26 protein-coding genes and 4 tRNA genes are annotated in these 25,691 nt (G+C 36.0%); 4 read left to right on the forward strand and 26 right to left on the reverse strand.

Going from position 1 to position 25,691, the window contains the following annotated elements:
* A complete protein-coding gene (locus H6W52_RS09635; RefSeq protein ID WP_116097785.1) occupies positions 1-525 on the forward strand; it encodes a hypothetical protein in 525 nt (174 codons plus the stop codon).
* Here H6W52_RS09635 and H6W52_RS09640 read toward each other — a convergent pair.
* The 26 genes from H6W52_RS09640 to H6W52_RS09765 form a co-directional block, all read right to left on the reverse strand.
* Positions 522-1,544: a L,D-transpeptidase gene (locus tag H6W52_RS09640; RefSeq protein ID WP_241277901.1), complete on the reverse strand. Its 1,023-nt coding sequence runs from the start codon at positions 1,542-1,544 to the stop codon at positions 522-524. The genes H6W52_RS09635 and H6W52_RS09640 overlap by 4 nt on opposite strands.
* A 211-nt stretch (positions 1,545-1,755) precedes the next feature.
* The gene (locus tag H6W52_RS09645) at positions 1,756-3,975 is read right to left on the reverse strand and encodes a beta strand repeat-containing protein (protein WP_116097781.1); all 2,220 of its coding nucleotides are present in this window, start codon (positions 3,973-3,975) and stop codon (positions 1,756-1,758) included.
* A gap of 51 nt (positions 3,976-4,026) precedes the next feature.
* Complete coding sequence (locus H6W52_RS09650; protein ID WP_116097779.1) at positions 4,027-4,710, reverse strand: hypothetical protein; 684 nt, start codon at positions 4,708-4,710, stop codon at positions 4,027-4,029.
* 20 nt (positions 4,711-4,730) lie between these two features.
* Complete coding sequence (locus H6W52_RS09655; RefSeq protein ID WP_123891955.1) at positions 4,731-5,354, reverse strand: hypothetical protein; 624 nt, start codon at positions 5,352-5,354, stop codon at positions 4,731-4,733.
* A 475-nt stretch (positions 5,355-5,829) separates the two neighbouring features.
* Positions 5,830-6,210, reverse strand: coding sequence for a hypothetical protein (locus H6W52_RS09660; protein WP_116097775.1), 381 nt, complete (start codon positions 6,208-6,210; stop codon positions 5,830-5,832).
* 157 nt (positions 6,211-6,367) lie between these two features.
* A tRNA-Asp gene (locus H6W52_RS09665) sits at positions 6,368-6,441 on the reverse strand.
* A gap of 32 nt (positions 6,442-6,473) precedes the next feature.
* Positions 6,474-6,547, reverse strand: a tRNA-Asp gene (locus tag H6W52_RS09670).
* Between the two features lie 35 nt (positions 6,548-6,582).
* Positions 6,583-6,656: transfer RNA gene (locus tag H6W52_RS09675), tRNA-Asp, on the reverse strand.
* A gap of 36 nt (positions 6,657-6,692) precedes the next feature.
* Positions 6,693-6,766: transfer RNA gene (locus tag H6W52_RS09680), tRNA-Asp, on the reverse strand.
* A 133-nt stretch (positions 6,767-6,899) separates the two neighbouring features.
* Positions 6,900-7,217, reverse strand: coding sequence for a thioredoxin (gene trxA, locus H6W52_RS09685; protein ID WP_076392215.1), 318 nt, complete (start codon positions 7,215-7,217; stop codon positions 6,900-6,902).
* 85 nt (positions 7,218-7,302) lie between these two features.
* On the reverse strand, positions 7,303-8,478 hold the full coding sequence (locus H6W52_RS09690) for a cysteine desulfurase family protein (protein ID WP_116097773.1): 1,176 nt from the start codon (positions 8,476-8,478) through the stop codon (positions 7,303-7,305).
* A 117-nt stretch (positions 8,479-8,595) separates the two neighbouring features.
* Complete coding sequence (locus H6W52_RS09695; protein ID WP_087712461.1) at positions 8,596-9,183, reverse strand: HAD-IB family hydrolase; 588 nt, start codon at positions 9,181-9,183, stop codon at positions 8,596-8,598.
* 71 nt (positions 9,184-9,254) lie between these two features.
* The gene (locus tag H6W52_RS09700; protein WP_116097771.1) at positions 9,255-9,980 is read right to left on the reverse strand and encodes an SDR family NAD(P)-dependent oxidoreductase; all 726 of its coding nucleotides are present in this window, start codon (positions 9,978-9,980) and stop codon (positions 9,255-9,257) included.
* A 5-nt stretch (positions 9,981-9,985) separates the two neighbouring features.
* Entirely contained in the window at positions 9,986-11,302 is a 1,317-nt protein-coding gene (locus H6W52_RS09705; protein WP_116097769.1) for an FAD-binding oxidoreductase, read from the reverse strand.
* On the reverse strand, positions 11,299-12,186 hold the full coding sequence (locus tag H6W52_RS09710; protein WP_076392205.1) for a decaprenyl-phosphate phosphoribosyltransferase: 888 nt from the start codon (positions 12,184-12,186) through the stop codon (positions 11,299-11,301). Before H6W52_RS09710 ends, H6W52_RS09705 begins: the two co-directional genes overlap by 4 nt.
* Before the next feature lie 107 nt (positions 12,187-12,293).
* Positions 12,294-12,983, reverse strand: a complete 690-nt coding sequence (locus H6W52_RS09715; RefSeq protein ID WP_116097767.1) for an OmpA family protein — start codon at positions 12,981-12,983, stop codon at positions 12,294-12,296.
* 22 nt (positions 12,984-13,005) lie between these two features.
* Positions 13,006-13,500, reverse strand: coding sequence for a lipocalin family protein (locus tag H6W52_RS09720; RefSeq protein ID WP_087712458.1), 495 nt, complete (start codon positions 13,498-13,500; stop codon positions 13,006-13,008).
* 125 nt (positions 13,501-13,625) lie between these two features.
* Positions 13,626-15,293, reverse strand: a complete 1,668-nt coding sequence (locus H6W52_RS09725) for a S8 family serine peptidase (protein ID WP_116097765.1) — start codon at positions 15,291-15,293, stop codon at positions 13,626-13,628.
* Between the two features lie 4 nt (positions 15,294-15,297).
* Positions 15,298-15,918 carry a WbqC family protein gene (locus H6W52_RS09730; protein WP_372487775.1) on the reverse strand — a complete coding sequence of 207 codons (621 nt, stop codon included), beginning with the start codon at positions 15,916-15,918 and terminating at the stop codon, positions 15,298-15,300.
* A gap of 110 nt (positions 15,919-16,028) precedes the next feature.
* A complete protein-coding gene (gene lepB, locus H6W52_RS09735; RefSeq protein WP_116097763.1) occupies positions 16,029-17,714 on the reverse strand; it encodes a signal peptidase I in 1,686 nt (561 codons plus the stop codon).
* A 122-nt stretch (positions 17,715-17,836) separates the two neighbouring features.
* Complete coding sequence (gene dapB / locus H6W52_RS09740; protein ID WP_116097761.1) at positions 17,837-18,538, reverse strand: 4-hydroxy-tetrahydrodipicolinate reductase; 702 nt, start codon at positions 18,536-18,538, stop codon at positions 17,837-17,839.
* A 165-nt stretch (positions 18,539-18,703) separates the two neighbouring features.
* Positions 18,704-19,345 carry a DUF5683 domain-containing protein gene (locus H6W52_RS09745; RefSeq protein WP_116097759.1) on the reverse strand — a complete coding sequence of 214 codons (642 nt, stop codon included), beginning with the start codon at positions 19,343-19,345 and terminating at the stop codon, positions 18,704-18,706.
* The gene (locus H6W52_RS09750) at positions 19,346-20,236 is read right to left on the reverse strand and encodes a ParB/RepB/Spo0J family partition protein (RefSeq protein WP_087712454.1); all 891 of its coding nucleotides are present in this window, start codon (positions 20,234-20,236) and stop codon (positions 19,346-19,348) included. It lies immediately after the preceding gene.
* A gap of 35 nt (positions 20,237-20,271) precedes the next feature.
* Complete coding sequence (locus H6W52_RS09755; RefSeq protein ID WP_116097757.1) at positions 20,272-21,045, reverse strand: ParA family protein; 774 nt, start codon at positions 21,043-21,045, stop codon at positions 20,272-20,274.
* A 165-nt stretch (positions 21,046-21,210) separates the two neighbouring features.
* On the reverse strand, positions 21,211-22,047 hold the full coding sequence (locus tag H6W52_RS09760; protein ID WP_116097755.1) for an energy transducer TonB: 837 nt from the start codon (positions 22,045-22,047) through the stop codon (positions 21,211-21,213).
* A gap of 509 nt (positions 22,048-22,556) precedes the next feature.
* A complete protein-coding gene (locus tag H6W52_RS09765) occupies positions 22,557-23,843 on the reverse strand; it encodes an adenylosuccinate synthase (protein WP_116097753.1) in 1,287 nt (428 codons plus the stop codon).
* 166 nt (positions 23,844-24,009) lie between these two features.
* Between H6W52_RS09765 and H6W52_RS09770 the strand changes: the two genes are divergently transcribed.
* From H6W52_RS09770 to H6W52_RS09780, 3 genes are read left to right on the forward strand one after another with little or no spacing between them, the layout of a single operon-like run.
* The gene (locus H6W52_RS09770; RefSeq protein ID WP_116097751.1) at positions 24,010-24,861 is read left to right on the forward strand and encodes a toll/interleukin-1 receptor domain-containing protein; all 852 of its coding nucleotides are present in this window, start codon (positions 24,010-24,012) and stop codon (positions 24,859-24,861) included.
* A gap of 4 nt (positions 24,862-24,865) precedes the next feature.
* A complete protein-coding gene (locus H6W52_RS09775; RefSeq protein WP_185144404.1) occupies positions 24,866-25,003 on the forward strand; it encodes a hypothetical protein in 138 nt (45 codons plus the stop codon).
* Complete coding sequence (locus tag H6W52_RS09780; RefSeq protein WP_116097749.1) at positions 25,004-25,510, forward strand: hypothetical protein; 507 nt, start codon at positions 25,004-25,006, stop codon at positions 25,508-25,510. It abuts the gene before it with no gap.
* The last annotated feature ends 181 nt before the right edge of the window (positions 25,511-25,691 follow it).

Consider the following 25,691-nt stretch of genomic DNA (forward strand, 5'->3'; position numbering starts at 1 on the left):
ATGAAAACCGAAGAAACTACGCTGGACAAAATAAGAACCAGACCCCGATTTAAGATGTTTACTCATTTAACAAAAGATGAATACGCAGAAAATCTGAAAAAATATCTAAAAGAACATAAAGGTGAGTTTTCAGGCAACATTAATAAAGAGGTAGCAACCATCTGTGTAGAAACAGATTACGAAACCTACTGGAAGCCAAGACTATCTTTAAGAATTGAAATTGAAGACGAAAAAACTGCGATACGAGGCGTTTTCGGACCCAGTTCCGCAGTTTGGACGTTTTTTATGTTTTTATATTTTGCGTTTTCGATTCTCTGGATGGTATTTATTTCCATGTATTATGTGGAAAAACAGATTAAAAGTCAAGAATTTCCATGGGCACTTACCGCATCTTTTATTATGTTATTCTGCATTGCACTTACCTATGCAGCAGCACGTTTCGGGCAACATAAAGGAAAAGATGAAATGCTGAAACTCAGAAAATTCGCAGAAGAATCTACGCTGCAGTTTGAAAAACTGGATTAAGGAGCAACGGTCTTAGTGGTTTGCGGCATTTGTTCCAATACAGCTTTTGCCGCTTTTATAGAATCTACCACTTTTTCTCTGTTATCCTGTTCTTTAAGTATTCTTTCGATATTGGGCTCGATCATTTTAGTCATTTCTTCTACAGAAACGCTGTTGGCATTAGGATCGCTAAGAAGTTTTCTCCAGGGTTTTCTTTTTCCCCAACCGTAATCTCCATAAACCATTACAGCCGTTCCTTTTGCTTTTGTAGTCGCTCCTCCCGGATTTAAAACCCATGTATCTGCATAACCGTAAAGCCATTTTGCATCTTTCATCAACAATCTTAAACATGAATGCGATGCAGGGTAACCCGGAAGGTCATACTGATGCCATCCAATTCCGTCAAGATTAAAAATATTAAAATTGTAAGGTAATTTCCACTCGCTGCTTACGGTTGAAATTGCCAGTTGTTTTTTCCAGTTGGCAAAAGTAAGACCTGTCTTTGTTTTAGCGGTTTTCTTCCCCATACTTGTAGGACCCCATTTTACCAATGTTCCGTTTGAATATACTCCGTACGCCTGAATAGGGTAAGAGAATATTACAAACTTTTTCACCGGACTTAGTACATCAAGCTGCATTGGGAAAGGAGAATACTCCATTAATGTAGTATCAATTTTTGCAGGAACCACCAAAGTATCGGCATTCCATTTATTTTTAGAATCCAGTCTGTTTAAAGCTAAAATAGCATAACGTTCTTTCTCTGTATATTTTTTGTTAAAGACTCCGAATAAAGAATCTTTCATTTTTTTGTCTTTAGGGAAAATAAAAGCATTATAAAAACCATCTTCCTGCATTGCCGGAGGTAAAGATTCTTTTTCAACTACGGAATCTTTTTTCACAACCACAGAATCTGTCTCAGGATCAGGTTCAATGATTGATGAAGTGGTGTCATTGATTTTGTCGCTGATTTTTTCAATTTCTTTTTTACAGGAAATAATCATTAAGCTGATAAAGAATGCATAAAGAAGTGATTTTTTCACAAGTCTGTTTTTCATAAATAAAAGTGGGCAATAATTTTTTTTCTACTCAGTACAAATATCAGACCTAAAATCGGATAAAAAAAATGCAGAATCAATTTACCGTAAAAATACGGTGAACAGTTAATCTTTTGAATCGAGAATTATTAAATGTAGTGTTAAATATCGTATGAAATTGACTGAAATGTAAGGTATACGAGGTTAATTATCTGAATTAATTTAACCTGATGATTTTTAATCTGTGCTGACCGGTACCCGTTAAAGCGGTAACAGTACCCACTTCCCCGCCGATTTGTATATTAACAGTTTGTCCGGCTGTTAAGTTCACTACTGTTGACGGAGAGCTTGTAATGTTAACTCCGCTTCCTGCATATGGAGATGCCGAACAGGATGATTCTGTATCTGTTGTGCCATTTACAATAATTCGGGTTGTTATAGAGTGATTGGCAGCGGTATTTGCGCTGAAACTGTTGTTGACAATAATCTGGTAGGTTCCTGCTGCCGGAGCCGTAAAATTTCCAGAGGTTGTATTATAGGAAGTTCCTACATTTATTGCTGTCGTATTGTAGGGAATAACAGCATAGGCAACAGCAGGAGTATACGTTGTTGTTCTTGAAGCATCTACAAGCAACTGAGGAAAGGTATAATTACCGGGTTCCCATTGACTGGTAGTGTTATTGTAAATCAATGTCTGTCCGTTAGTCGGAGCTGTATTGGCAACATTTCTTCCCTGAATTTTCGCGACCGTGGAGGCTGCTAAAGTTCCGGTAACATCGCCTGCAATGGATATTCCTGATGTTGGATAAGTTCCGGCTGCTGTTAATTGTCCCTGTGCATTAACTGTGAAGGTAGGAATAGTTGTAGACGCTGTTCCATAAGCTCCGGCAGTGACTGCCGTATTGCTTAAAGATATAGTTCCTGTGGATGTTATGGGTCCTCCTGTAAGTCCTGTTCCTGTTGCAATATTGGTTACAGTTCCCGAATTTACTGCCGATATAGTTCCGTCTGGAGCAACATTTATTCCTGAGCCAATCTTTACCCCTCCAAGAGTTGTGGAACTTGCAATTGGTAAAGAATATGCCGAAGGAAGCAAATGCTTCTGTCCGTCTGCACCAATATAGGTGTTTGTATTTCCTGTTCCTCCCAAGACTCCCGGAGTTCCCGAAACAAGGTTACCAATACCCGTAACTAAATCGTAGTCTAAAGTTACTCCGCTTCCCAATGCAGCATTAGTCCCTCCGGTTACAGATAATCCTGTTGTTGATGTCGTTATATTGCCTCTTGTAAGCGTTGAATTGGGTGATATATTTATCCATGAAGTACCGTTATACTGCAAAATCTGTCCTGTTGCAAGTGCTGAAAGAGATACATCGCTTAAACCGGATAAAGAAAAATTCCCTAAAGTGCCGTTTCCTCTTATATATTGAGCAATTGTTCCCGAGCCGGAGACTGTGATCGTTCCCGAATTGGTAATCGGAGAATTGGAAACACTGAATGCAGCAGGCATACTCAGTCCTACACTTGTAACCGTTCCCGAATTTGCTGCCGATATTGTTCCGTCTGGAGCAACATTTATTCCTGAACCAATCTTTACTCCTCCAAGAGTTGTAGAACTTGCAATTGGTAAAGAATAGGCAGATGGAAGTAAATGTTTCTGTCCGTCTGCACCAATGTATGTATTTGTATTTCCTGTCCCTCCCAAGACTCCCTGAGTTCCCGAAACAAGGTTACCGATACCCGTAACTAAATTATAATCCACCGCTGTTCCACTGCCCAAAACGGCATTAGTCCCTCCGGTTACAGATAATCCTGTAGTGGTTGTCGTTAAATTACCTCTTGTAAGCGTTGAATTAGGCGATATATTTATCCATGAAGTACCGTTATACTGTAAAATCTGTCCTGTTGTAAGAGCAGAAAGCGATACATCGCTTAAACCGGATAAAGAAAAATTCCCTAAAGTGCCGTTTCCTCTTATATATTGAGCAATTGTTCCCGAGCCGGAGACTGTAATCGTTCCCGAATTAGTAATCGGAGAATTGGAAACACTGAAAGCAGAAGGCATACTAAGTCCTACACTCGTAACTGTCCCACTATTCACTGTATTAAGAATACCTCCGGAGAATGTAAGTCCGGCTCCTAAAGATAGCGGACTCACATTACCGGAAGCATTTGCATATAAAATTTTATTGAAAAGCGCCGAGTTGGTATAAACAGCGCCCACTGATTTTACAATTCCATTTACTTCAAGCTTTTCTGAGGGACTGGATATACCAATTCCTACATTTCCGGAGTTTTTATTATAAATATTATTCCCGGATAAAATCCATTTCGATTCATCAACCTGTTTAAGGGTACCTTTATTATCAATAACCCTGACCTGTGAATAGAGCGAAACAGATAAAACTAAAAAAAGAAAATCGAATAATTTGCCCATCTCGTGTTTATCAATAATATGAAAATAAATGATTGGTTTTTAAGAACAATCTTACTTCATGTACTGCACCTCAATAATATCGCCTGCCAATACAGACCAATCATTAGGAGCACTTCCATTCGGAACAAGCGTCACTGCAGATCCCGAAACAGTATAATCTTCATTAGCAATTAATTTTGCACCATTTCTGTAGACCCATACCTGAGAATATGTAGGTAACACAGGAGCTCCTGTTAAACTGTAAGATGTCTGACCTGCTGTTGAAGTAAATTTTTCATGTCCGCTCTGTACAAGATCTGTTGAAAGCATTTTTAAGACATTTCCTGTAGCTTCGTCTCTTACAAGAATCGTATATCCCGAAGTTCCCAGCGTTGCAGAAGTTGCCGGAACATTAGATCCTGCCTGATTGGTATTCGTATTCTGAAGTACATTGGCAAGACCAAATTTTTTCCCATTAAGATCTATACTGGTATCATCAGTAAGGGTTCCTCCCAGTTGCCAAGTTGTTGTTGTTACATTATTCGTAGTATTGGTAAGGGTTGTAATCCCGTTTTTAGCCTGCAGATATTTGATGGTTCCTTTGTTATCAATCACCCTGATAGTTCCGTTAAGAGCCTGCGCCGCTCCATTAGCAGAGTTCTGGGCTACATCACCTGTTGTTTGTTGTGCTTGTACAGCTCCGGAAGCTGCGAAAAGAAATACTAAAATTGCGGAAGTTTGTAGATACTTTTTCATGTTATTTAATTTTAAAATTTTTATAAGAATTTGTAAATTTTTATCTCATCGTTGGCATAGCAGGATACTCCGGTCTCCAGTTTTATATTAAATGAAGAAAGAACCTGAAAATCTATGTTTACCCCATTTCTGTAAACTTTTGTATTGGAAGTACTGATGCTCCATGGGGTGGGGAATTCTGTCTGACCGTCCGCAGCAATAATTTTTACAGAAAGGATTTCCGTTCCGGACATTTGCGAAATCCAGTTGCTGCCGTTATACACAAAAAGAGTTCCGGTGGAATTATTAACGTATATATCTCCGGTAGAATTCGTAGTAGGAATCGTTGGATCTGCGTTTCCGTAAAAAATTTTTGAGCTGTCGTTAAATCTAAGCCACTTGCTTCCGTCCCAATAATAATACCCTTTGGTAATTCCTGCATTTGAAGTCGTATTGTATACAAGGAGGCTTACTGCAGGATTAGGCACTGTAGTAATATCTGTAATGTTTTGAAGAGGAACACGAGGAATAAGTAAACCTTTATCTGATGCTTTAGCAACAATATCCAGAGCTGCCGAAGGATCGGGACTGGGTGTATTTATCCCTACCTGAGATAGAAAGAGAGGAGACATTAAAAATGTGCATACAATAAAAATGAACCTCATAGTGTTAAGGTTTTATACTTATTATTATAATCTAACAAGTTAAATGCTCAGTAAAATGTATTTGGAATAGATTGCAGAACAGCAACTACTTTAGGTTTTCGAAATAATTTTAATGACATTATTCAATCTGTTGTGATTAATTGAATAATTTTCATTTAACTTTGTGATTTGATGTCTAATATACAAGTTTAAACCAAATAAACAATGAAAAACATTATATTTTAATCAATTTAAAAAGAATACTTTAATTTATAAAATTTTATTATAGAAAAAATTAAAATTATAATTGAATATTTAATAAAAAACGAAAAAAATTAATTTATAACCTTTTAAAAAATGCCATATTTTATCACATTCTATGCAGAATTGACTACAAAAACCTTTAGTAATCAGTAAGTTTAACAGCCAATAATTTTATTTTAGGAAAGTTATATTTAGAATATCATCTTCAAAGTTGAATATTTTAAATATCTTATCAGATCTTTTTATTTTTCTCTAATCTGGTCTTGCAACGTAAAAAATAGTCTATAGCATCTTTAATCAGTTGGTCATTATTTACAGAACAGTAATCTTGCATTTCATCGATAAATAGCTCCTGAATGGTTTCCAATTCTGCTAGTGATCTTCTACGCGAAAAACTATCTCTGATATAGTTTTTTAGAATAAAGATGATATAATCTCTCTTAATGCATTTTTCGTCAAACATGTACGGAAAAATTATTCCCATCCATTCGTTATCAAAAAAAAGAACATCTTCATCATCTTCCAAAAGGATTAAATTTTCATCGTAAGCCCATTTTAAAAGATTTTCTTTTAATGCAGCTTTGTTGCTCCAATCGAAATTCAGTACGATCATAAGTTCTTTTTAATTTTAAGATTACTTCGGAAATATAAAAAATGATGTGTATACAAAATTCTGGAAAAGGTTTTTCAGAAAAGCACACATTACAGTTTATGAAATTACTCTGAAAATATAAAAATAAAAAAGTCTTCTAAGTTTTAGAAGACTTTTGCGATCCGGACGGGACTCGAACCCGCGACCTCCGCCGTGACAGGGCGGCATTCTAACCAGCTGAACTACCGGATCAATTTTTTTAAAAGAAATTGAGAAAACTTCTGCGATCCGGACGGGACTCGAACCCGCGACCTCCGCCGTGACAGGGCGGCATTCTAACCAACTGAACTACCGGATCAATTTTGTTTTAAAAGTAAATTGAGAAAACTTCTGCGATCCGGACGGGACTCGAACCCGCGACCTCCGCCGTGACAGGGCGGCATTCTAACCAGCTGAACTACCGGATCAAATTTTGTTTTAAAAGTAAATTGAAAAAACTTTTGCGATCCGGACGGGACTCGAACCCGCGACCTCCGCCGTGACAGGGCGGCATTCTAACCAGCTGAACTACCGGATCATGTTTTTGTTTTTAAAGAACGTTGTTTCTTTTTTGTGATGGCAAAAGTACAACTTTTTTCGTTACCTGCAAATTTATTTCAAAAAAAATGCCTCCCGAAAACGGAAGGCGTTCATTATCAAATTTATTATTTTTACAAGTGTGCGCTCAATTTCTCAGCGATCACTTCTTTTGGAGCTACTCCTACTAATTTGTCAACCACTTCTCCATTCTTAAAAATAAGAACTGTAGGAATATTTCTGATCCCGTACTGCATAGAAATATCCTGGTTGTTATCCACGTCTACTTTCCCTACTATTGCTTTTCCTTCGAAATCGCTTGCTACTTCTTCGATGATTGGTCCCAACGTTCTGCAAGGTCCGCACCATACTGCCCAAAAGTCTACTAATACCGGCTTATCTGATTTTAAAACCGTTTCCTGAAATGAGCTATCTGTAATTTCTAAAGCCATTTTTGTTTCTTTTATTTAAATTAATATTATTCTTTTATAATTTCCTTAATTGGATAATCAAAATTACGCTTTTTGAGTAATAAGACTATCTATGCTCAACATTTGTATTTTCTATAACGAAATCTTTAGAAATTTCTTTCAGAGCTGTTGCCAGTGCATCAATATCTTCTTTAGTGGTTAAATGGCTGAAAGAAATACGAAGCGGCGTGCAATGATCCATTTCATCTTCAGATAAAACCATCATCATCACCATAGAAGGTTTTGACGCTCCGGAAGAACACGCACTTCCCTGAGATATTGCAATTCCTTTCATATCTAACTGAAGCCCGATAAGAGGGTTTTTATACGGTAATAAAGCGCTTAAAACGGTGTAAAGACTGTTTTCCTTCTCAGAACTTCTTCCGTTGAATTTGATGCCCGGAATTTCCGCTGTAAGCCTTTCTACGGCGTAGCTTTTAATTTCCTGCATATGATGGGTATATGCTTCAAGATTTTTAAGAGAGATTTCCAGAGCTTTTCCTAATCCTACAATTCCTGCAACATTTTCTGTTCCTGCTCTTAAGCTTCTTTCCTGTGGTCCTCCCGTAATAATCCCCTTCAAACCGCTTGATTTTCTGATGAACGCAAATCCAACGCCTTTCGGTCCGTGAAATTTATGGGCACTGCAAGAAGCAAAATCTACCTGAATATCGGAAAAATCCAGATTCATGTGAGCCATTGTCTGAACGGTATCTGAATGGAAAAGTGCATTATTTGCCTTGCAGAGTTCCGCTACTTTTTTAATATCGATAAGATTTCCGATTTCGTTGTTGGCATGCATTAAACTTACCAGTGTTTTCTTTTCGGAAGCCTTTAAAAGTTCTTCCAGTTTATGAAGATCAATATCACCCTTTTCATTAGGACGGATGTAGTTTACCTCTACTCCTTTTCTGCTTTTCATATCCAGAACACTCTCAGAAACACATTTATGCTCAAGAGGTGAGCTGATGATTCTTTCTATTCCAAGATGCTCGACAGCAGATTTGATGATCATATTGTTCGATTCTGTACCGCAAGAGGTGAAAATAATTTCAGCGGGCGTTACATGAAGATAATCTGCAACCTGTCTCCTTACGTTTTCGATAAGAATTTTCGCTTCCTGACCAAAACTGTGCGTAGAGGACGGATTTCCGAAATTCATTTTCATGGTATCAACCATTGCATCGATAACTTCTTCCGAAAGTGGAGTTGTTGCAGCGTTATCAAGGTATACTTTATTCATTTTTACTTTGAAAATATTAGTTTCTGTGGAATATGTACAATCTGTAAAACCTACAAAATCAGTAGAGTTTATCGTTTTAAAAGGCTCTGCTTCATCTGTATATTTTACCGCCCAAAATTAGTGAAAAAATTGGTAATGTCCTTCATTCGCCCACTTCAACATCGGCTTATCTCCGGAAGTATCTCCAAAAGCGATAATTTTATCGTATTTATGATTGCTGATTTCCTGCTGAATTCTTACCAGTTTTTCGTTTCCGTTGCAGTTTTTTCCCACAAAATTTCCGGTAAAAACTCCGTTTCTAAACTCGGCCTTGGTGGAAACAAGCTGCATTTTAAAAGCTTCGGCAAATGGTTTTGCCCAAATGTCTAACGATGCGGTAACCAATAGACTGTACGTATTATTATGATCTATATTTTGAATAAAATCCAATGCATTTTCCCTTACGATTTTAGGATAATAATGTTCAAAGAACTGTCTGGATTTTTTTTCAATTTTTTCCTGAGTCTGCCCTTTCAGAATTGAACCGATAAAGCTTTTTTTTACTTTTTCCGTATCGGCAAGTTTCAGTTTTAAAAGAACAAAAAGCGGAACATGCTTCAAAAACTGCAAACGAAATCTTGTAGGATCATAGAATTTAAGATACATAAACATAGTATCTTTATAAGTAAGCGTTCCGTCGAAATCGAAGCAGTACAGTTTTTTCATCGCTTTAAGTCAATTTTAGAATATTTATCTTGTAACGTAAAGATCGAAAGTATATTTTAAATAAAATAATTTTAAAGCTTTAATTTTTTAAAAATAAATTCAGGAATATTTCTGATGATCATCATGATAATTCCCCAGACCGGCAAAACATAGGCTACGTTTTTCTGTTTTTTATAAGCTTTGAAAATAAATTCTGCTGCCTGTTTCGGGGTTGCCGTAAGTTTTGGATTCAAAGGCAGACCTTCAGTCATTTTTGTTGCCATAAAGCCGGGCTTCACCGTCATTACGTGAACTTTTTTATCGAAAAGATAATTCCTCAAACCACTTAAATACGCTGTAAAAGCCGCTTTTGCACTTCCGTAAATAAAATTACTCTGTCTTCCGCGATCTCCTGCAACAGAAGAAAGTCCGATAATCGTTCCGGATCTTCTGCTTTCAAATTTCTGCGCAAAATAATTCATCACAGGAACCAGTTTAGCATAATTGATATCAATAATCCGTTGTGTATTTTTATTGTCATACAATCCTTCTTCTGTTCCCTCTCCTAAATATCCTGTTGCACAGAACAGCAAATTTGAATTGATATAGTCAAACTGATTGTAATCTATCCCTTTCATGAGATCGAGCTCTATTACTTCGGACTGCTGAAGAAATTTCACATCAATATGCCTTGCAAATCTTTCGGTCGTTTCTTTACTGGAGGTAAAAAGATAGATTTTTTCAAATTTCTCTCCTTCCTGCAATGCTTTTTCTACAAAAGCCTGTGCTACTTCCGATGTACTTCCTAAAACGATCATGTCTGCTAAATATTATTTAAAATTCTTTTATGCTGCAGAGACACAAATTTTGAGCTCTGTACATTTTTCAGATAGTTGGTAAGCGAAGATCTGCTCATGCTGTCTTTGGTAAGATAAATTTTACCGTTATACTGCTCTACAATATCATCCAGTTGATCAATCAGTTTTTTCAGTTTGGAATTGACTTTGAAGTCCAATGCCAGAGAATATCCTTCAAACGGAAAGGAATTGTAAGCTTCCGGATTTTCTTTTCCGTACAGCTTTAAAACAGCTAAAAAAGAACCGTTTCCACTGTTGGCAATGGTTTCCAGAATTTTTTTCATTCCTTCTTTTCCGGATTCTTTGGGAATCATCATCTGATACTGGATGAAGCCTGATTTTCCGTAAATCTTATTCCAGTCGTGAACGAAATCAAGAGGATAAAAGAAGGTTTCATAATCAATAAAATTTTTAACTTCCTTCTTAGACTGTTTTTTATAATAGAGATAATTAAAAATCTTTACTGTTAAACTGTTTAGAACAAATCCCGGAAAATAAAACGGAACGGTAGGTTCAAATTTCTTCTTTAAACGTAAAGGTTTTTCTTTAAATTTCTGAGGCAGTTCATGCTGAAAAGCGTGTTCTCCTCTCATCAGAATACTTCTTCCGATATTTTTACCTTTCTGAAGACAGTCGATCCATGCTACAGTATAAGTCCAGCTTTCGCTTTCCTCAAACAAGTTAAAGATTTCATCCAAATTTTCCGCTTTAATGCTTTCCTGACGGATGTATGCAGATTCAATATTTTTAAGCTTGAATTTCGCCGTTAAAATGATTCCGGTTAATCCCATTCCGCCAATAGTCGCCCAGAATTTATCTGAATTTTCTTCTCTTGAACAGTTGATGATGTCACCGTTTTCGATCATCAGTTTAAATTCAATCACATATTCGGAAAAACATCCTTCAGCATGATGATTTTTACCATGAACATCGGAAGCAATGGCGCCTCCCACAGAAACAAACTTCGTTCCCGGCGTTACATATAAAAAATATCCCTGCGGAACGGCAATTTCCAGCACATCAGAAAGAAGAACTCCCGATTCGCATTCGATAATTCCGTTCAGACGGTCGAAACTGATGAATTTATTTAATTTTTTGGTTGAAAATATATGCTCTCCCAATGAAGAATCTCCATAACATCTTCCGTTTCCTCTTGCAATCACTTCATTATGATTCAGAACAAATTCTTTTATTTTTCTGAAGCTGTCATCAGACCTCATTTCTTTTTCCACTATGGGAAAATTGCCCCAATTGGTTACTTTTTGTACAAAATTCGGCTTCATTTTTTAAAGTAGATTTGAATTAAAAATGCAGCAACCCACAACACTAAGGTGATCTGAATGTATCTGTCTCTGTAAACAATTTTCGTGGGAGATTCGGTTCTGTTGTATACCAAAGTCTGCTGTAAATATCTTAAGAAGGCAAAAACAACAAAAATTACGGTGTAAAATACTCTTGAATGAAATCTTGCCTGAACTTCTGGAGACAGGGTAAACATCAGATAACAGACAATAGCGAGGGTAACGGAAATGGAGAGTGCAATGTCTGCAAACTGTACATTATAGCCGTCTAATGCTCTTCGCGTTTTTCCGGAAACCTGCGCATTGATGAGTTCTCCACGTCTTTTTCCTATGGCTAAAACCAGTGCAAGTACAAAAGTAAGTAAAATAGCCCATTGAGAAATGCTAATTCCTGTAATGTAACCTCCCGATAAAACTCTTAATACGAATCCTACCGCAATGATTGAAATATCAATAATCGGAACGTGTTTCAGTTTAAAAGTATAAGCAAGATTCATCACGAAATAAAATCCTACAATGGTTGCAAATTTCCACAAACTTTCCTGAAAATACATTTGTGCAAAGAAAACCAGTGCGATGTCCAGAATAATAAGTCCTGTAAAAATTCCTACCGCCTGAGATTTTGAAATGGCTCCGCTCGCCAAAGGTCTTCTTCTCTTTTCGGGATGTTTCTTATCTGCTTCAATATCGTTATAATCGTTTAAAATATAAACGACACTTGCTGCCAAAGAAAAAATGATAAAAGCAAAGATGCTTTTTGCGAGTAAATCGAGGTTTTTTATATTACCCGAGAAAAAAAGAGGAACAAAAACAAACAGGTTCTTCACCCATTGCTCAACACGGAGCAGCTTTAAATATTTCTTCATTTATGTTGTTTCAAATGCAAAAATAGTAATTTAAAAAAATATCACCATAAAAATACAAAAATAACCGCTATTGCGGTTATTCACGAAAATATTTATATGTTAAATAATTATTGACCGTTCTGTGCGTCGTTAATCATTTTTTCATTGGCAGTAATGGCAAATTCTACTCTTCTGTTTTTAGCTCTTCCTTCTTCTGTATCGTTTGTTGCAACCGGCATACTTTCTCCTTCACCTAAAGCAAATAATCTGTTTGAAGCAATTCCTTTGCCTGCTAAATACGCTTTTACAGAGTTTGCTCTTCTTTCGGAAAGACTCATGTTGTAAGAATCTGAACCTTTGCTGTCTGTATGTCCGTAGATATTAATATTGGTATCCGGATTGTTCGTTAAAACCTGAGCCAGTTTATCCAGGTTGGTTTTTGCAGTACTTGTTAAAGCTGAAGAATCGAAATCGAAATTCACGATGCTTTCATTCAACGTAATTTTGATACCGTCTCCTACTCTTTCTACCTGAGCTCCAGGTAAAGTTTCTTTAATTTCTCTAGCCTGCTTGTCCATTTTAGAACCGATAACGTTACCTGCAACACCACCGATTATACCTCCTAAAACAGCTCCTAAAGCAGCATTTTTACCTTTTCCTACGTTATTTCCCAAAATACCACCAATCACAGCTCCTGAAGCAACACCTACTGCTGTTCCTCTTTGCTGATGGTTGGAATTCTGTACCGCCTCACAGCTTGTAAGCAATAAAGCTGATGATAAAAATAACGCTCCGATATATGTTTTTGTAAATTTCATCTTTTTATATTTTTATGTTAAGTTATTTCATTCCTGTTCTCTCGAAGTTGTAAACAACTCTTACGTTTTCTCCGTCGAAAGGAATATTCTGTTCCAATGAGAATTGGTCTGTATTCTGATTAATCAGCGTTAAAGTATAACCTGCTGTATTTTGTTTTGCTTTTGTACCGTCAGCAATTTTTTTGAAATTGAAAGTATTTCCGCTTACCACATCAATCTTAATTGGCTGTGTAAATCCTGTTCCGCACGTTCCTCCTCCGTTTAATGTATAAGCTCCTGTCCAGTTATTAGGAATCAGTCTCCAGTGACTTCCTACGAAACACTGTGCATCTACTCCATCATCAAATGGCTTTACTTTAAAATTTTTATCGTAATTCACACTGACGATCTGCCAGTCTCCTTTCATTTTCAAAAATTCTGATCTTTGAGTTTGGGCTGTTTTAGCATTATTTACTGCGGAACAAGACACTGCAAAAAGCGCTGTTCCCAACATCCCTGCAAGTAGTAACTTTTTCATTTTGTTGTTTATTATTTTGTTACAATAAAGTTACAAAAAACCGTGCCAAAATTAAATATTACCAATAAAAAAAGTCCGAAAATTTCGGACTTTATATGTTTCTTTCTTAAATACAGGAAGATATACTATTTTTTAACAGTCTTTTTTACGGATTTTTCAGCCTTCTTTGAAGCACCTCCTTTTCCGTTATAGAAGTTTGTATATGCATATTCCGCTGCTTTTTTAAGATCTATTACGCCTCCTGCTTCAGAGAAATCCCCAAATTGGTTTGCAGTACTTGGATTGCTGGATTTTACCAAAGATTCTATGATCTGTGCCGGAGTTAAATTAGGCATATACGCTAATAAAACTGCTGCAGCTCCTGCTACAACCGGAGAAGCCATGGAAGTTCCCTGTAAATATTTATACTCGTTGTGAGGAACGGTAGAATAAATTTCTTCACCCGGAGCAAAAACATTTACCATTTTCTTATTGAAGTTGGAGAAACTCGCTCTTAATGCATCATTTTTATTGGTACTTGCTCCTACAACCAAAACGTTGTTTACAAATGGTTTTTCATCTGTTACATTTTTAAAGTTGGTAGGATAAGCCAGATGTTCTGCCACATCTTCGTTTTCATTTCCTGCAGCTTTTACCAGAAGAACTCCTTTATCCTGAGCATATTTAAATGCATCCCAAACTACATTTTTACCCGGAGAAACAGGTTTTCCGAAACTCATGTTTAAAACTTTCGCACCGTTATCAACAGCGTATCTTATTGCATTGGCAACGTCTTTATCTCTTTCATCACCATTCGGTACGGTTCTTACAGACATGATTTTCGCTACTTTCGAAGCAACTCCATACTGTATTTCTTTTCCGTTGGGAAGACCAGCGATGATTCCTGCAACGTGAGTTCCGTGTTCTGCATCCGGACCTTCGTAATGGTTGTTTCCGTAGTTTTTCTCAGAATAGTCGTCATAGTTATCTCCTACGATTTCTTTTCTCGGATCATAATCCAGATTGTATTGTTTTTCCTGAGGACCAAAATAGTCTAAAGCTTCTTTAATCTGACCGCTCATTGCTTTTTCGAATTCAGCAGCAGATTTTCCTTTAAATTCAGGACTCTGCGCAACCTGTGTTAAAACCTGTACAGCCATTGCTTCTCTCTGATCTGCCGGTTTTATAGCGGCAACATTTTCAGGAGTAAGAGGTTTTCCGTTCAGTAGTTTTACCATGACAGGGATTGCCTCATTAATCATGGAATAGGTTTTGAAACCCTGTTTTGCTTCCACACTCTTCTTGGTGAAAAGATCTTTGGCTTTCATATACATGGCAAATTCTTCAGGCATTTTAGCTTGATTTGCTTTGTTTTTTGTAGAATCGTCTCCTTCAAAAACAGGCTTATATTTAGCAACAACTCTGGTTACCTCCATGTTATCGATATCAATATCTCCGTTTTTTCCACCAATGAAGTTCCATCCGTGGATATCATCGATGTAACCGTTTCCGTCATCATCTTTTCCGTTGTTGGGCACTTCGTTAGGATTTGTCCAGATATTTTTTACCAATCCGGGATGATCTACCTGAACTCCGCTATCTAAAACTCCCACCAAAACTGTTTTAGGTTTAAGACCTTTAGATTCTAAAAACTTATAGGCATTTTCTGTATTTACCCCATAAACTTTCGTTGTAGCAAAATCTTTATGATACCATGTCATAAGATCTTTATCCTGCATCGGATCTTTTGCTTCCTGCGCTTGAGAAAAACCAATCCCCACTAAAAAAACAGCAGCTAATAATACCTTTTTCATTTTACTATGAATATTTAATATTTTTAATATAAGTCAAAGATTCCGGTCCTTTGTTACAAATTAAGTCCAAAACTGATAAATCTTTCAGGAAACCGCGTTTATCAGAGAACGTTTGATAATACTCGTCCATTTCGTATTCTGAAGGAAGTTTTGCCGAAAATTGATCTCTGAAATTAATTTCTTCCGGAAATTTAATATATTCTTCATTCAAAGAGTGTGCCTTTTCTGTTTTAAGGATCTGCTGAATAATTTCCAGTGTTTTCAGATTAAAATCCAACAGATATTTTTCTTTAAGATCATAAATCTTTCTGAATTTATCTTCATAAAATTCAAAATAAGGCGAACTCTGATATGCCGTTTTAATGGATTTCCAATGAAGATTTCTCCAGTCTTCACGGTGAGAAATTTCAATATCCTTAAATTCTCTGCATCCGTTATGAGCAATAGGAATGATTAATGATAATTTTCCGTTTGCTCCAAAAATGTTGGCTCTGTTTCTGTAGGTTTGTTTGGGAAAACTTTCAAACTGTTCAAATATAATTTCATTTTCAGGATCTAAAAACACTGAAAACCAAGAAATTGGCGGTAAATAAAACGCCGGTAATAATACATTCTTCATATTCATAATGCAAAAATGAAGTATTTTTTCAAATACTTCATTCTATTTATAATTTTTTTTCAATTAAATAATTGATTTTGAAACTTTGTCAAAGATTTAAACTTTGACAAAGTGAATTACACATCGTCTTCCGTTTTTTTCTTTCTGAATAATTTCACGAAATATTCCCAACCGAAGAACAAAATAAGAATCATCGCTGCAATCCACCAGTACGAAGTTTTGTTTGCCTCCCCTGTGTTTGTTGCTTTAAACATTCTGTCCCAACGGATTCTCCAACCGTCCGCCTGAAAAGAAGCGCCTGAATCACTAAATGCTCCTTCGATACTCATCCATGTGAACATAGGCTTTCCAACAATATTTTCTTCAGGAACAACACCGAAAAATCTAGCGTCCAAGGACGCATCTCTGTTATCTCCAACCATCATATAATAATCCTGCTGGATGGTATATTGATTGGTTTCTTTTCCGTTGATAAAAATTTTACCGTTTTTGTTTTCTAAACTATTATGTTCATATTCTGAAATAATCCATTGATACATTGGAAGAGACTCCTTATCAATAGTAACAACATCACCTTTCTTCGGAATTCTAAGTGGTCCATACCAATCTTGATTCCATGGTTTATTAATTGGGTAAATAGACTGTGTTGTATCTATTTTTGTTCTCATTTCATCTCTATAAGCAACGGCAGCATACCCTTTATCTAAAATATCTTCATGAACAGAAACAACTTGAGGCAGAGACTTAATTTCTTGTAATCTCTTATCTGTCAATTGCATTACATACACGGTATTCTTAGGATTAAGACCATATTTTTCAACTTTACTTTGAAAATATGGACTTGAAGTATCTACTTGAGCAATTGAGATATATTCTAATCTCTTAAACAATTCTTTAGTGTCAATTTCGCTTCCTGTTTCTACGATAAAAGAATGTTGCTCTTCTTGATCTCCTAAAATTGTTTCCGGTTTTCCATTTACAAAAAGTCTTCCTGCTCTCATTTCGAAAGTATCTCCCGCAACAGCAACACATCTTTTTACGTAAGGATCCTTTCTATCGATCGCGGTATGTACAGAATCCTGAGGATAATTAAAAACAACAATATCGCTCTTTTGAGGTTTGCTGAACTGAAAAATTCTTTCATAAGGTAATTTTACAGCATCCACATAAGATTTAGGATCATCTTTCGGGTTTCCTTTTTCTCCTGTATCCATGATGGTTCCCTGAAGGAAAGGAATTGCAAGAGGACGCATCGGAAGTCTGTACCCGTAACTCCATTTGTTTACGAAAAGGAAATCACCTACCAATAAAGTTCTTTCCATAGATCCTGTCGGAATTCCGAAAGGCTGCGTTATAAAAACGTGAATTATTGTTGCGAAAACTACGGCAAACGTCACAGATCCCACAAATGAATCTTTCTTTTTTGCGTTTTTTTCTTCGTCGGTAAGGAATATTGCATTTTCGTCTTCCAATTCAACATCTTTTCCATAATTTACCGTTGCCATATAGATAAACGGAAGAATTACGGTAAGAAGCTGATCCTTAAAGAGCGTTTTCCCGAATTTCTTCATTAAATACAAATGAAAAACAGACATCATAATAGGTCCCACGATTGGCAGATACGATAAAATTGCCCACCATTTCGGATGTTTTGTCTCTTTTAAAATAATGAAATAGTTGTAAAAAGGAATAAACGCGAAAAGCGGACTATATCCTAATTTTTTGAACAGTTTCCATGTGGAAATCCCCATCAATACAGATAAAATGAGAACATAAACTGCGTACGTTAAAAAATAATTCATAAATTTTTGTGCCTAATCTATAATATAATTGATGAATGATGTCTGATAATGATGACAAATTCACTATTAACGTTTCATCATTCATTCTTATTAGTTTGCAATGTAAGAATTTTGTTACAATATTAAAGTCCCAAAACGTCCTTCATCGTGAAATTTCCTATTTTATCTTTAATCCATTCTGCCGCAACTACTGCGCCCAAAGCAAAACCACTTCTGTTGAACGCGGTATGTTTGATTTCTATTTCGTCCACTTCGCTTCTGTAAAAAACACTGTGCGTTCCCGGAACCTCATCTTCACGGATGGCAAAAATGCCCAGTTGTTTTCCCTGTGTTTCTTCCAGTTTCCAGGAATCGAATTTCGGATTGTTTTTAAAAATTCCTTCGGCGATGGAAATTGCCGTTCCGCTTGGAGCATCCAATTTGTGAATGTGATGAATTTCTTCCAACTGACAAGAATATTCGTCCACATTTTTCATTAAATCTGCCAGTTTTTCGTTTAAGGCAAAAAATAAATTAACACCAAGACTAAAATTTGAACCATATAAAAAAGCGGTTTCTTTTTCTACAGCCAATTTTTCAATTTCGGATTTTTTTTCCAGCCAGCCCGTTGTTCCGCAGATCACAGGAATTTTGTTTTCCAGACAGGCTTTGATGTTTTCGTAAGCAACTTCGGGTAACGAAAATTCAATTACGACATCGGGATTATTCAGATTTTCAGCAGTTGGAGTTTCTTTTAACCGGGCAACGATTTCATGTCCTCTTTTCGTGGCAATTTCATCAATGATCTTGCCCATTTTACCGTATCCAACTAATGCTATTTTCATGTACTTCTTTATTTAATTTTATAATCTAACGCAACGCCCGCAAAGATTTATTTAAAATTCTCCTGCATATTTTTCGTTCGCAAAGGCTTTTGACTTCGTCGAATCTTCGATTTCACTTAACCAAGTCAGCAATAAATTAGTTTAACAGAATTAATATTAATTATTTTAAAATCTGTAACTTAAACTTAAGCCGGTTTTAGGAGGTGCAATTCCGTACTGATCCTGAATCATTGCCGGATTCAGCGTAAGATCCGGATCGTGTCTTGCTTCGTATAAATGTGCATCTACTACCGCATCTACGATGTTCAGAATGTAAATTAATCCTGTAATTGCAATGGCGTAATCTCTCTGTCTCTTGGATCTGTCCTGTGCATTTCCGAGAGCCACTTTATCGAGCCATGGATGGGTATCTACAAATTCATTCGGTGTTCCGTTGAGCTTGGCGATGTAATATTCGCGGTATTTTCTGTACTGGTTGTCATTCCATACCGCAATTCCTACTCCTGCTCCTACTGCTCCTAAAACAATAGGAACCTTCCAGTATTTTTTATTATACACCTGTCCCAATCCCGGAAGCACAGCAGAATACAATCCTGCTTTTGTAGGATTCAGTTTCAGTGTTTTTTTGGTAGGTCCGTTTGCTTTTTCCAGATCTGCAACTACCCTGCTTTCTGTTTTGGTGTTGTTCTTTTCCACGGCAACACTGTCTTTCGGACGATAGTCTACCCGAATGGTGTCGTTAGGATTTACCTGTGAATACGCAACTGCAAACAGACACAGAAAAAATGTGAAAAGTATTTTCTTCATTTATTTAATATGGGATAAAATATATTCCAGCTCATCTTCATTTTTGAAGTCCAGAACAATTTTACCTTTTTTACCGTTTGGAGAGGCTTTGATTTCAACTTTTACATCTAAAATATCTGCAATTGTTTTCTGCGCTCTTTTATAATTATTGGAAAGCTCGGCTTTTGCTTTTTTTGCCGCCGGAGATTTCGGGTTTTTAATGGCTGTAGCTGCCTGTTCAGCCTGACGAACGTTCAGTTTTTCTTTAATGATGAGATCAAACAAAATCTGCTGATGTTCTTCGCTTTCAAGACTGATGATGGCTCTTCCGTGTCCTGCAGAAATTTCTCCGCTTCGGATCGCATTCTGAATATCCGGATGTAACCTCAGTAATCTGATGGAATTTGTAATGGTACTTCTGTCTTTCCCAACTCTGTGGCTGAGATTTTCCTGAGTAAGACCGATTTCTTCCATCAATCTCTGATACGTTAATGCAATTTCTATCGCATCAAGATCTTCTCTCTGGATGTTTTCAACAAGTGCCATTTCAAGCAATTCCTGATCATTAACGAGACGGATGTATGCCGGAATAGACTCTAACCCTGCAATTTTACTTGCGCGGTAACGTCTTTCCCCGGAAATAATTTCAAACTTTTCGCCGTCTTTTCTTAAAGTAATCGGCTGAATAACGCCTAAATTTTTAATTGACTGTGCGAGTTCGTTCAAGGCTTTTTCGTCAAAATAAGTTCTTGGCTGAGACGCATTGGGATAAATATCTTCTAATGCAATTTCTACGATATTCCCTACAAACTTATCCGCTCCCTCATCGGTGGCAGAATTGATCGTTGCTTTGGATTCGGCACTAAGAATTGCGCCCAAACCACGCCCCATCGCTCTTTTTTTATCCTTCATATTTTGTTTTTAGCGTTTAGCTTAGCTAGCTGCTTTTAATTCTTTACTAATTTCTCGTTTTTCAATAAAACTTCTTCTGCCAACTGAATGTACTGTATTGCTCCTTTGCTTTCTGCATCGTAATTCAGGATACTTTCTCCGAAGCTTGGTGCTTCGCTTAATCGTACGTTTCTGCTGATGATGGTTTCGAATACCATTTCAGGGAAATGAGAGTTTACTTCTTCCACGACCTGATTGGATAGTCTCAAACGGCTGTCGTACATGGTAAGAAGCAGACCTTCGATATCAAGATCCTTATTATGGATTTTCTGAACGTTTTTAATGGTATTCAGTAATTTTCCAAGACCTTCCAATGCGAAATACTCACACTGAATCGGGATAATTACAGAATCTGCTGCTGTAAGCGCATTTACGGTAATAAGACCTAAACTCGGCGCACAATCGATAATAATATAATCATAATCGTCTCTTATGCTCTGTAAAGCTTTTTTAAGCATATACTCACGCTCTTCTTTGTCGACAAGTTCAATTTCCGCTGCCACCAGATCGATGTGAGAAGGCACAATATCCAGATTCGGAGTTGCTGTCTGCTTGATGCATTTTGCCGTATCTACACTATGCTCCAAAAGATTGTATGTAGAATATCTTACGTCTTCCACGCCCAAACCTGAAGTTGCATTCGCCTGAGGATCTGCATCGATGATTAATATTTTTTTCTCTAATACCCCTAATGCTGCGGCTAAATTAACAGCTGTTGTTGTTTTCCCAACTCCCCCTTTCTGATTAGCGATACCTATGATTTTTGCCATTGTTAGAACTTTAAGTTTCAAAAATACACATTTTTCCCTGCTCTTAATAAAGGGATAAAACGAAATTTGAGTTAAAATATTGTTAATAAGCAATTTAGCAATAAAAAAAATTATCCACAAAAAAAATTCTTTGTGGATAACTGTTCAAGATTTGTTTTTTATGCCTTATTGATCAAATTTCATCGTAATCGGAAATTTGAAATAACTTCTTACGGATTCACCCTGTTTGTTTTTTGCAGGTGTCCATTTTCCTTTAATCGATCTGATTGTTCTTACCGCCTCACTATTGAAATCCGCATCTGAACCCGCAGCTTTTATTCCAGAAATGGTACCGTCTTTTTCTACAATGAAAGTAATGGTGGTTTTCATTACATCACCAGAATCAAATCCTGATCCGTCAAAATTACTCATTACTTTATTTCTGAATGAGTCGATTCCACCATCAAAATTTGCTTCTTTTCCTAAATCTCCACTATTGAAAATTTTATTGGGATCTTCTTTAGGTACTACTACTGGTGGAGCCGTAGTAATTACAGGACCAGTTCCGATAGTTGGAGTTGTTGGTATATAGGTAGGTGTGGTAACCTCTTTCCCATCAGATGTCTGTGTACCTGAAACAGCATTTAGATTATCTTTCGGAGTGTCCTTTTTCTCATTGATAACAATTGCCTTTGGCTCAGGCACTGTTGTATCAATTGTTTTTACTCTTTCGGGAGCAGGTTGTGGTTTTACTGCCGGCGGATCTTTTTCAGGAGTTTCCACCTGCGTTATAACATGTGTTCCTCCATCAATTGTATCTTCAATTATCGGCTCTGATTTAAATGCATTAATCGCAAGCGGAGTTAAAGAAACGGCAGCCAATACACTGACTCCTATAAAAAATGCTTTTGTTAAGATTCTGTCTGATTCTCTTCTTAATACATAAGCTCCGTATTCTTTGTTACGGTGTTCGAAAAGAACTTCGTTAAAACGAAATTCCTGATTTTGATTTGTGTGTTTCATCACTAAAATATTTAAACTGTTAAAAAAATTTGATTATTAGTTTTTATGATCTTACCAATAAGCATTGATTCAATATCAAATTTTTTGCCAAATATTTGTTAAAATGACAACATTTTTAAAATTTTCATGCCAAGTAAGAAATTTAACTATGTTGTAAATAATAAATTTCTGAGTTTAAATATTTTACGGAGAAAGTTAAAATTGCAGACCTGTATTTTAGCCCAGATTGAGCGGCATGTCTGAGCTCTTTTTGAGGTTTCGGCGGGGGCAAAGCCATCGCTGAAACCTCAAAAAAGCGAGTAGCGAAAGCTGGAAAAAGCTCCTGAAAAGGGAATTGGTTGATAGTTGATAGTTGATAGTTGATAGTTGATAGTTGATAGTTGATAGTTGATAGCTGATAGCTGAAATTTACGGAATGAACAGAAAGCGGAAATTTAGTTTTTATAAATTTATTCATAAAAAAAGAGACCATCGTTTGATGATCTCTTTCTGTATGTTAAAAAATATTCTTAGAATAATTCTTTTCTGATGATGTTCTGGCTTCTTTCCGGTCCAACAGAAACCAAGTAAACGTTGATTCCTAAATATTTTTCGATAAACTCGATGTATTCCTGAGCCGTTTGCGGAAGCTCGTCGTAGCTTCTGGCTTTCGTGATATCTTCGTTCCAACCCGGCAAATCCTTATAAATCGGTTCATAGTTGTATAATTTTTCGGTGGATGAAGTGAAATAATCGATGATTTTTCCGTCTTCGGTTTTGTAATGCGTAACGACTTTTAAATTTTCAATTCCTGTAAGAACGTCTAATTTTGTAATCACTAAATTATTGATTCCGTTGATCATACAAGCGTGCTTCAAAGAAACAAGGTCTAACCAGCCTGTTCTTCTAGGTCTTCCTGTTGTTGCTCCGAATTCTCCTCCGATCTGTCTGATTTTCTCACCCAGTTCGTTATCCAGTTCTGAAGGGAAAGGTCCGTTTCCTACTCTTGTACAGTATGCTTTGGCAACACCAATTAAATTCTGCAGCGAAGTCGGCGGAACTCCCGCTCCTGTACAAACGCCTCCAGTTGAAGGAGAAGAAGAAGTTACGTAAGGATACGTTCCGAAGTCGATATCCAGCATTAAAGCCTGCGCTCCTTCGAATAAAACATTTTTACCGTCTCTAATCGCTTCATTCAGTTCAAGTTCTGTATCTACGATTCTGTCCTGAAGCTGTTTTCCGATTTCTAAATATTCGTTGTAAATTTCTTCAACGTCCAATGTAGGTTTTCCGAAGTATTTTTCAAAAAGAGAATTCTTGATTTTTAAGTTTTTCTCGATTTTGTCTCTTAAGATCTCAGGATTCAAAAGGTCGATCATTCTGATTCCCACTCTTGCAATTTTATCTTCATAGCAAGGTCCGATCCCTTTTTTTGTTGTCCCGATCTGCGTTCCTCCGTGCTCTTCTTCACGGTACGTATCCAAAAGAATGTGGTAAGGCATGATGACATGCGCTCTTCTGCTGATGAAAATGTGATCTGTCTTTAAGCCTTTGCTTTCGATCTGATTCACCTCTTTAATGAAAGATTTAGGATTTACCACTACTCCGTTCGCAATGATACATTTCCCTTTGCACTGAAGAACTCCCGATGGAAGAAGGTGCAAAACGAATTTCTCTTCACCTACATAAACCGTGTGACCCGCGTTGTCTCCTCCTTGGAAACGTACAACGTAATCTGATTTTGCCGATAAAACATCCGTGATTTTTCCTTTACCTTCATCTCCATACTGAAGACCTACAACTACGTAAGTTGACATATTTTACTTTTATTTTAGATTCATGCAAAATTACTTTTAAAAAATTGGGTGGGCAAATTTGTGGCGGATTTTATTTTTTGGGTGGGTGGGAATAATTATGGTTTCCCATAATTATAATAACATGTTATTGTGTATATTTGATTATTAACCATAGATTAAACATAAGATGAATCCCAGTTACTACCAAAATCAAATAAATAAAATTGAAAAAGATATTGCTGATTTACACAAAAAAATAGCAGATGAAAGTAAAAAAGAAAATGATAAAATTAGGCAGATAGATTCTGTTAATAAGTCAATAAATAAAAGTACTTCTATTTCGACTTTGCAAAGTAAACAAAAACAAATTGTAAACTATCAAACCGAAATTCTTAATTGTAAAAAAAAGGTAGCAGATTATCAAAACAAGATATCTACAAAGACAATTGAATTAGGAAAGAAAAAACAAGAGTTACGTAAAGCGGAAAATAATGAATTAAAAAAGCAAAACCAGAAACAAACTGATTTTCAAAAGAATTTACAACGTACTATTGAGGAACAGAAAGCTCACTTAAATGATTTAATAAATCAAAACTATTCATCAAAGACAATTACTATTGGAAATAATGAACAACAAAAACAATATGATTTTTTTATTTCTCATGCATCAGAAGATAAAGAAGATATTGTAAGAAATTTAGCAGAAGCTTTAAGAGAAAGTGGTTTTCAAGTTTGGTATGATGAATTTGAATTAAAAATTGGAGATAGCTTAAGGAAAAAAATTGACTTGGGCTTAATTAATTCTAAATTTGGAATTGTTATTATTTCGCCTTCTTTTGTAAGAAAAAATTGGACAGAATATGAACTCAATGGAATGGTTGCTCGTGAAATGAATGGACATAAAGTAATATTACCTATTTGGCATAAAATTACAAAAGATGAAGTCCTTAAATTTAGTCCAACATTAGCTGATAAAATGGCGTTAAATACTTCAATTCATACAATTGATGATATTGTTGCTTCTTTAAGAGAACTGTAATATAATGGAGAAAAATAAATTAAAATTAGAAAATGACTTTGAATTAATTAAGCAGCTAAAAAAAGGCGAAAACTCAGGTTTCCTTAAAAATTTTAATCGCAAAAAATTCTTAAACAATCTTCATAAAAAACACGTAAAATAAATGCAGGAAAACAAAGAAGAATATCTAAAAATAGCCAGAGAATATGTACTAAACAATGCGGGAAATCATGTTGAAGTCAGCTATACGGAAGACTATGATGATATATTCGTTTTTGGTTATCAAGCAAAAGACAAAAAAGTAAGGTTAGTAGGTCAAGGTCCTATACTCCTTGTAAAGAAAGACGGCAGAATATTTGAATTTGGAAGCGCCACTGGAGTAAGACAAGCCTTAGTTGAAGTTATCAAAAAATTAAATAAAGAAAGATTAATAAGAGTTTTTTATAAACATTATGATATTCAAAAAAACAATTACAATTTAATAATCAATGACATTTACAAAGATGATGAATATGATGACAATAAAGAGTTTGATGAATTGATAACTGTTTTACTGAGAAACAAAATCTACCATCTTGTACGTGATGAAAGTAATGAAGTAAAGCGTCATTATTATACTAAAGAAAAACTGGAAGAAACTTTACAACAAACACCAGTAAATTTAGGTTAGAACTTTTTTGAAAACTTTGAAGATGTTCTTATTGACCTTATTAATACCAGTATTTATTTTAAATGGACATTATCAGAAGCTAAATAATCATCATTCCGCAAACCTGGTAGTGTCCTACTAACTGTGTAAGTAGAAAAGTTATTCTGAAAAATTTTGAGCCCTCAAAGCTCAAAAAATTTTT

Source organism: Chryseobacterium sp. C2(2020) (assembly GCF_014218915.1).
Classification (GTDB): Bacteria; Bacteroidota; Bacteroidia; order Flavobacteriales; family Weeksellaceae; genus Chryseobacterium; species Chryseobacterium mucoviscidosis.

Bases quoted from the DNA above. Each gene is read 5' to 3' on its own strand.
- H6W52_RS09655 (WP_123891955.1), bottom strand. From the start codon at position 5,354: ATGAGGTTCATTTTTATTGTATGCACATTTTTAATGTCTCCTCTCTTT.
- H6W52_RS09770 (WP_116097751.1), top strand. From the start codon at position 24,010: ATGAATCCCAGTTACTACCAAAATCAAATAAATAAAATTGAAAAAGAT.
- lepB (WP_116097763.1), bottom strand. From the start codon at position 17,714: ATGAATTATTTTTTAACGTACGCAGTTTATGTTCTCATTTTATCTGTA.
- H6W52_RS09710 (WP_076392205.1), bottom strand. From the start codon at position 12,186: ATGAAGAAATATTTAAAGCTGCTCCGTGTTGAGCAATGGGTGAAGAAC.
- H6W52_RS09705 (WP_116097769.1), bottom strand. From the start codon at position 11,302: ATGAAGCCGAATTTTGTACAAAAAGTAACCAATTGGGGCAATTTTCCC.
- H6W52_RS09745 (WP_116097759.1), bottom strand. From the start codon at position 19,345: ATGAAGAAAATACTTTTCACATTTTTTCTGTGTCTGTTTGCAGTTGCG.
- H6W52_RS09695 (WP_087712461.1), bottom strand. From the start codon at position 9,183: ATGAAAAAACTGTACTGCTTCGATTTCGACGGAACGCTTACTTATAAA.
- H6W52_RS09755 (WP_116097757.1), bottom strand. From the start codon at position 21,045: ATGGCAAAAATCATAGGTATCGCTAATCAGAAAGGGGGAGTTGGGAAA.
- H6W52_RS09635 (WP_116097785.1), top strand. From the start codon at position 1: ATGAAAACCGAAGAAACTACGCTGGACAAAATAAGAACCAGACCCCGA.
- H6W52_RS09650 (WP_116097779.1), bottom strand. From the start codon at position 4,710: ATGAAAAAGTATCTACAAACTTCCGCAATTTTAGTATTTCTTTTCGCA.
- H6W52_RS09775 (WP_185144404.1), top strand. From the start codon at position 24,866: ATGGAGAAAAATAAATTAAAATTAGAAAATGACTTTGAATTAATTAAG.
- trxA (WP_076392215.1), bottom strand. From the start codon at position 7,217: ATGGCTTTAGAAATTACAGATAGCTCATTTCAGGAAACGGTTTTAAAA.
- H6W52_RS09700 (WP_116097771.1), bottom strand. From the start codon at position 9,980: ATGATCGTTTTAGGAAGTACATCGGAAGTAGCACAGGCTTTTGTAGAA.
- dapB (WP_116097761.1), bottom strand. From the start codon at position 18,538: ATGAAAATAGCATTAGTTGGATACGGTAAAATGGGCAAGATCATTGAT.
- H6W52_RS09730 (WP_372487775.1), bottom strand. From the start codon at position 15,918: ATGAATATGAAGAATGTATTATTACCGGCGTTTTATTTACCGCCAATT.
- H6W52_RS09725 (WP_116097765.1), bottom strand. From the start codon at position 15,293: ATGAAAAAGGTATTATTAGCTGCTGTTTTTTTAGTGGGGATTGGTTTT.
- H6W52_RS09750 (WP_087712454.1), bottom strand. From the start codon at position 20,236: ATGAAGGATAAAAAAAGAGCGATGGGGCGTGGTTTGGGCGCAATTCTT.
- H6W52_RS09660 (WP_116097775.1), bottom strand. From the start codon at position 6,210: ATGATCGTACTGAATTTCGATTGGAGCAACAAAGCTGCATTAAAAGAA.
- H6W52_RS09780 (WP_116097749.1), top strand. From the start codon at position 25,004: ATGCAGGAAAACAAAGAAGAATATCTAAAAATAGCCAGAGAATATGTA.
- H6W52_RS09715 (WP_116097767.1), bottom strand. From the start codon at position 12,983: ATGAAATTTACAAAAACATATATCGGAGCGTTATTTTTATCATCAGCT.
- H6W52_RS09765 (WP_116097753.1), bottom strand. From the start codon at position 23,843: ATGTCAACTTACGTAGTTGTAGGTCTTCAGTATGGAGATGAAGGTAAA.
- H6W52_RS09690 (WP_116097773.1), bottom strand. From the start codon at position 8,478: ATGAATAAAGTATACCTTGATAACGCTGCAACAACTCCACTTTCGGAA.
- H6W52_RS09645 (WP_116097781.1), bottom strand. From the start codon at position 3,975: ATGGGCAAATTATTCGATTTTCTTTTTTTAGTTTTATCTGTTTCGCTC.
- H6W52_RS09760 (WP_116097755.1), bottom strand. From the start codon at position 22,047: ATGAAACACACAAATCAAAATCAGGAATTTCGTTTTAACGAAGTTCTT.
- H6W52_RS09720 (WP_087712458.1), bottom strand. From the start codon at position 13,500: ATGAAAAAGTTACTACTTGCAGGGATGTTGGGAACAGCGCTTTTTGCA.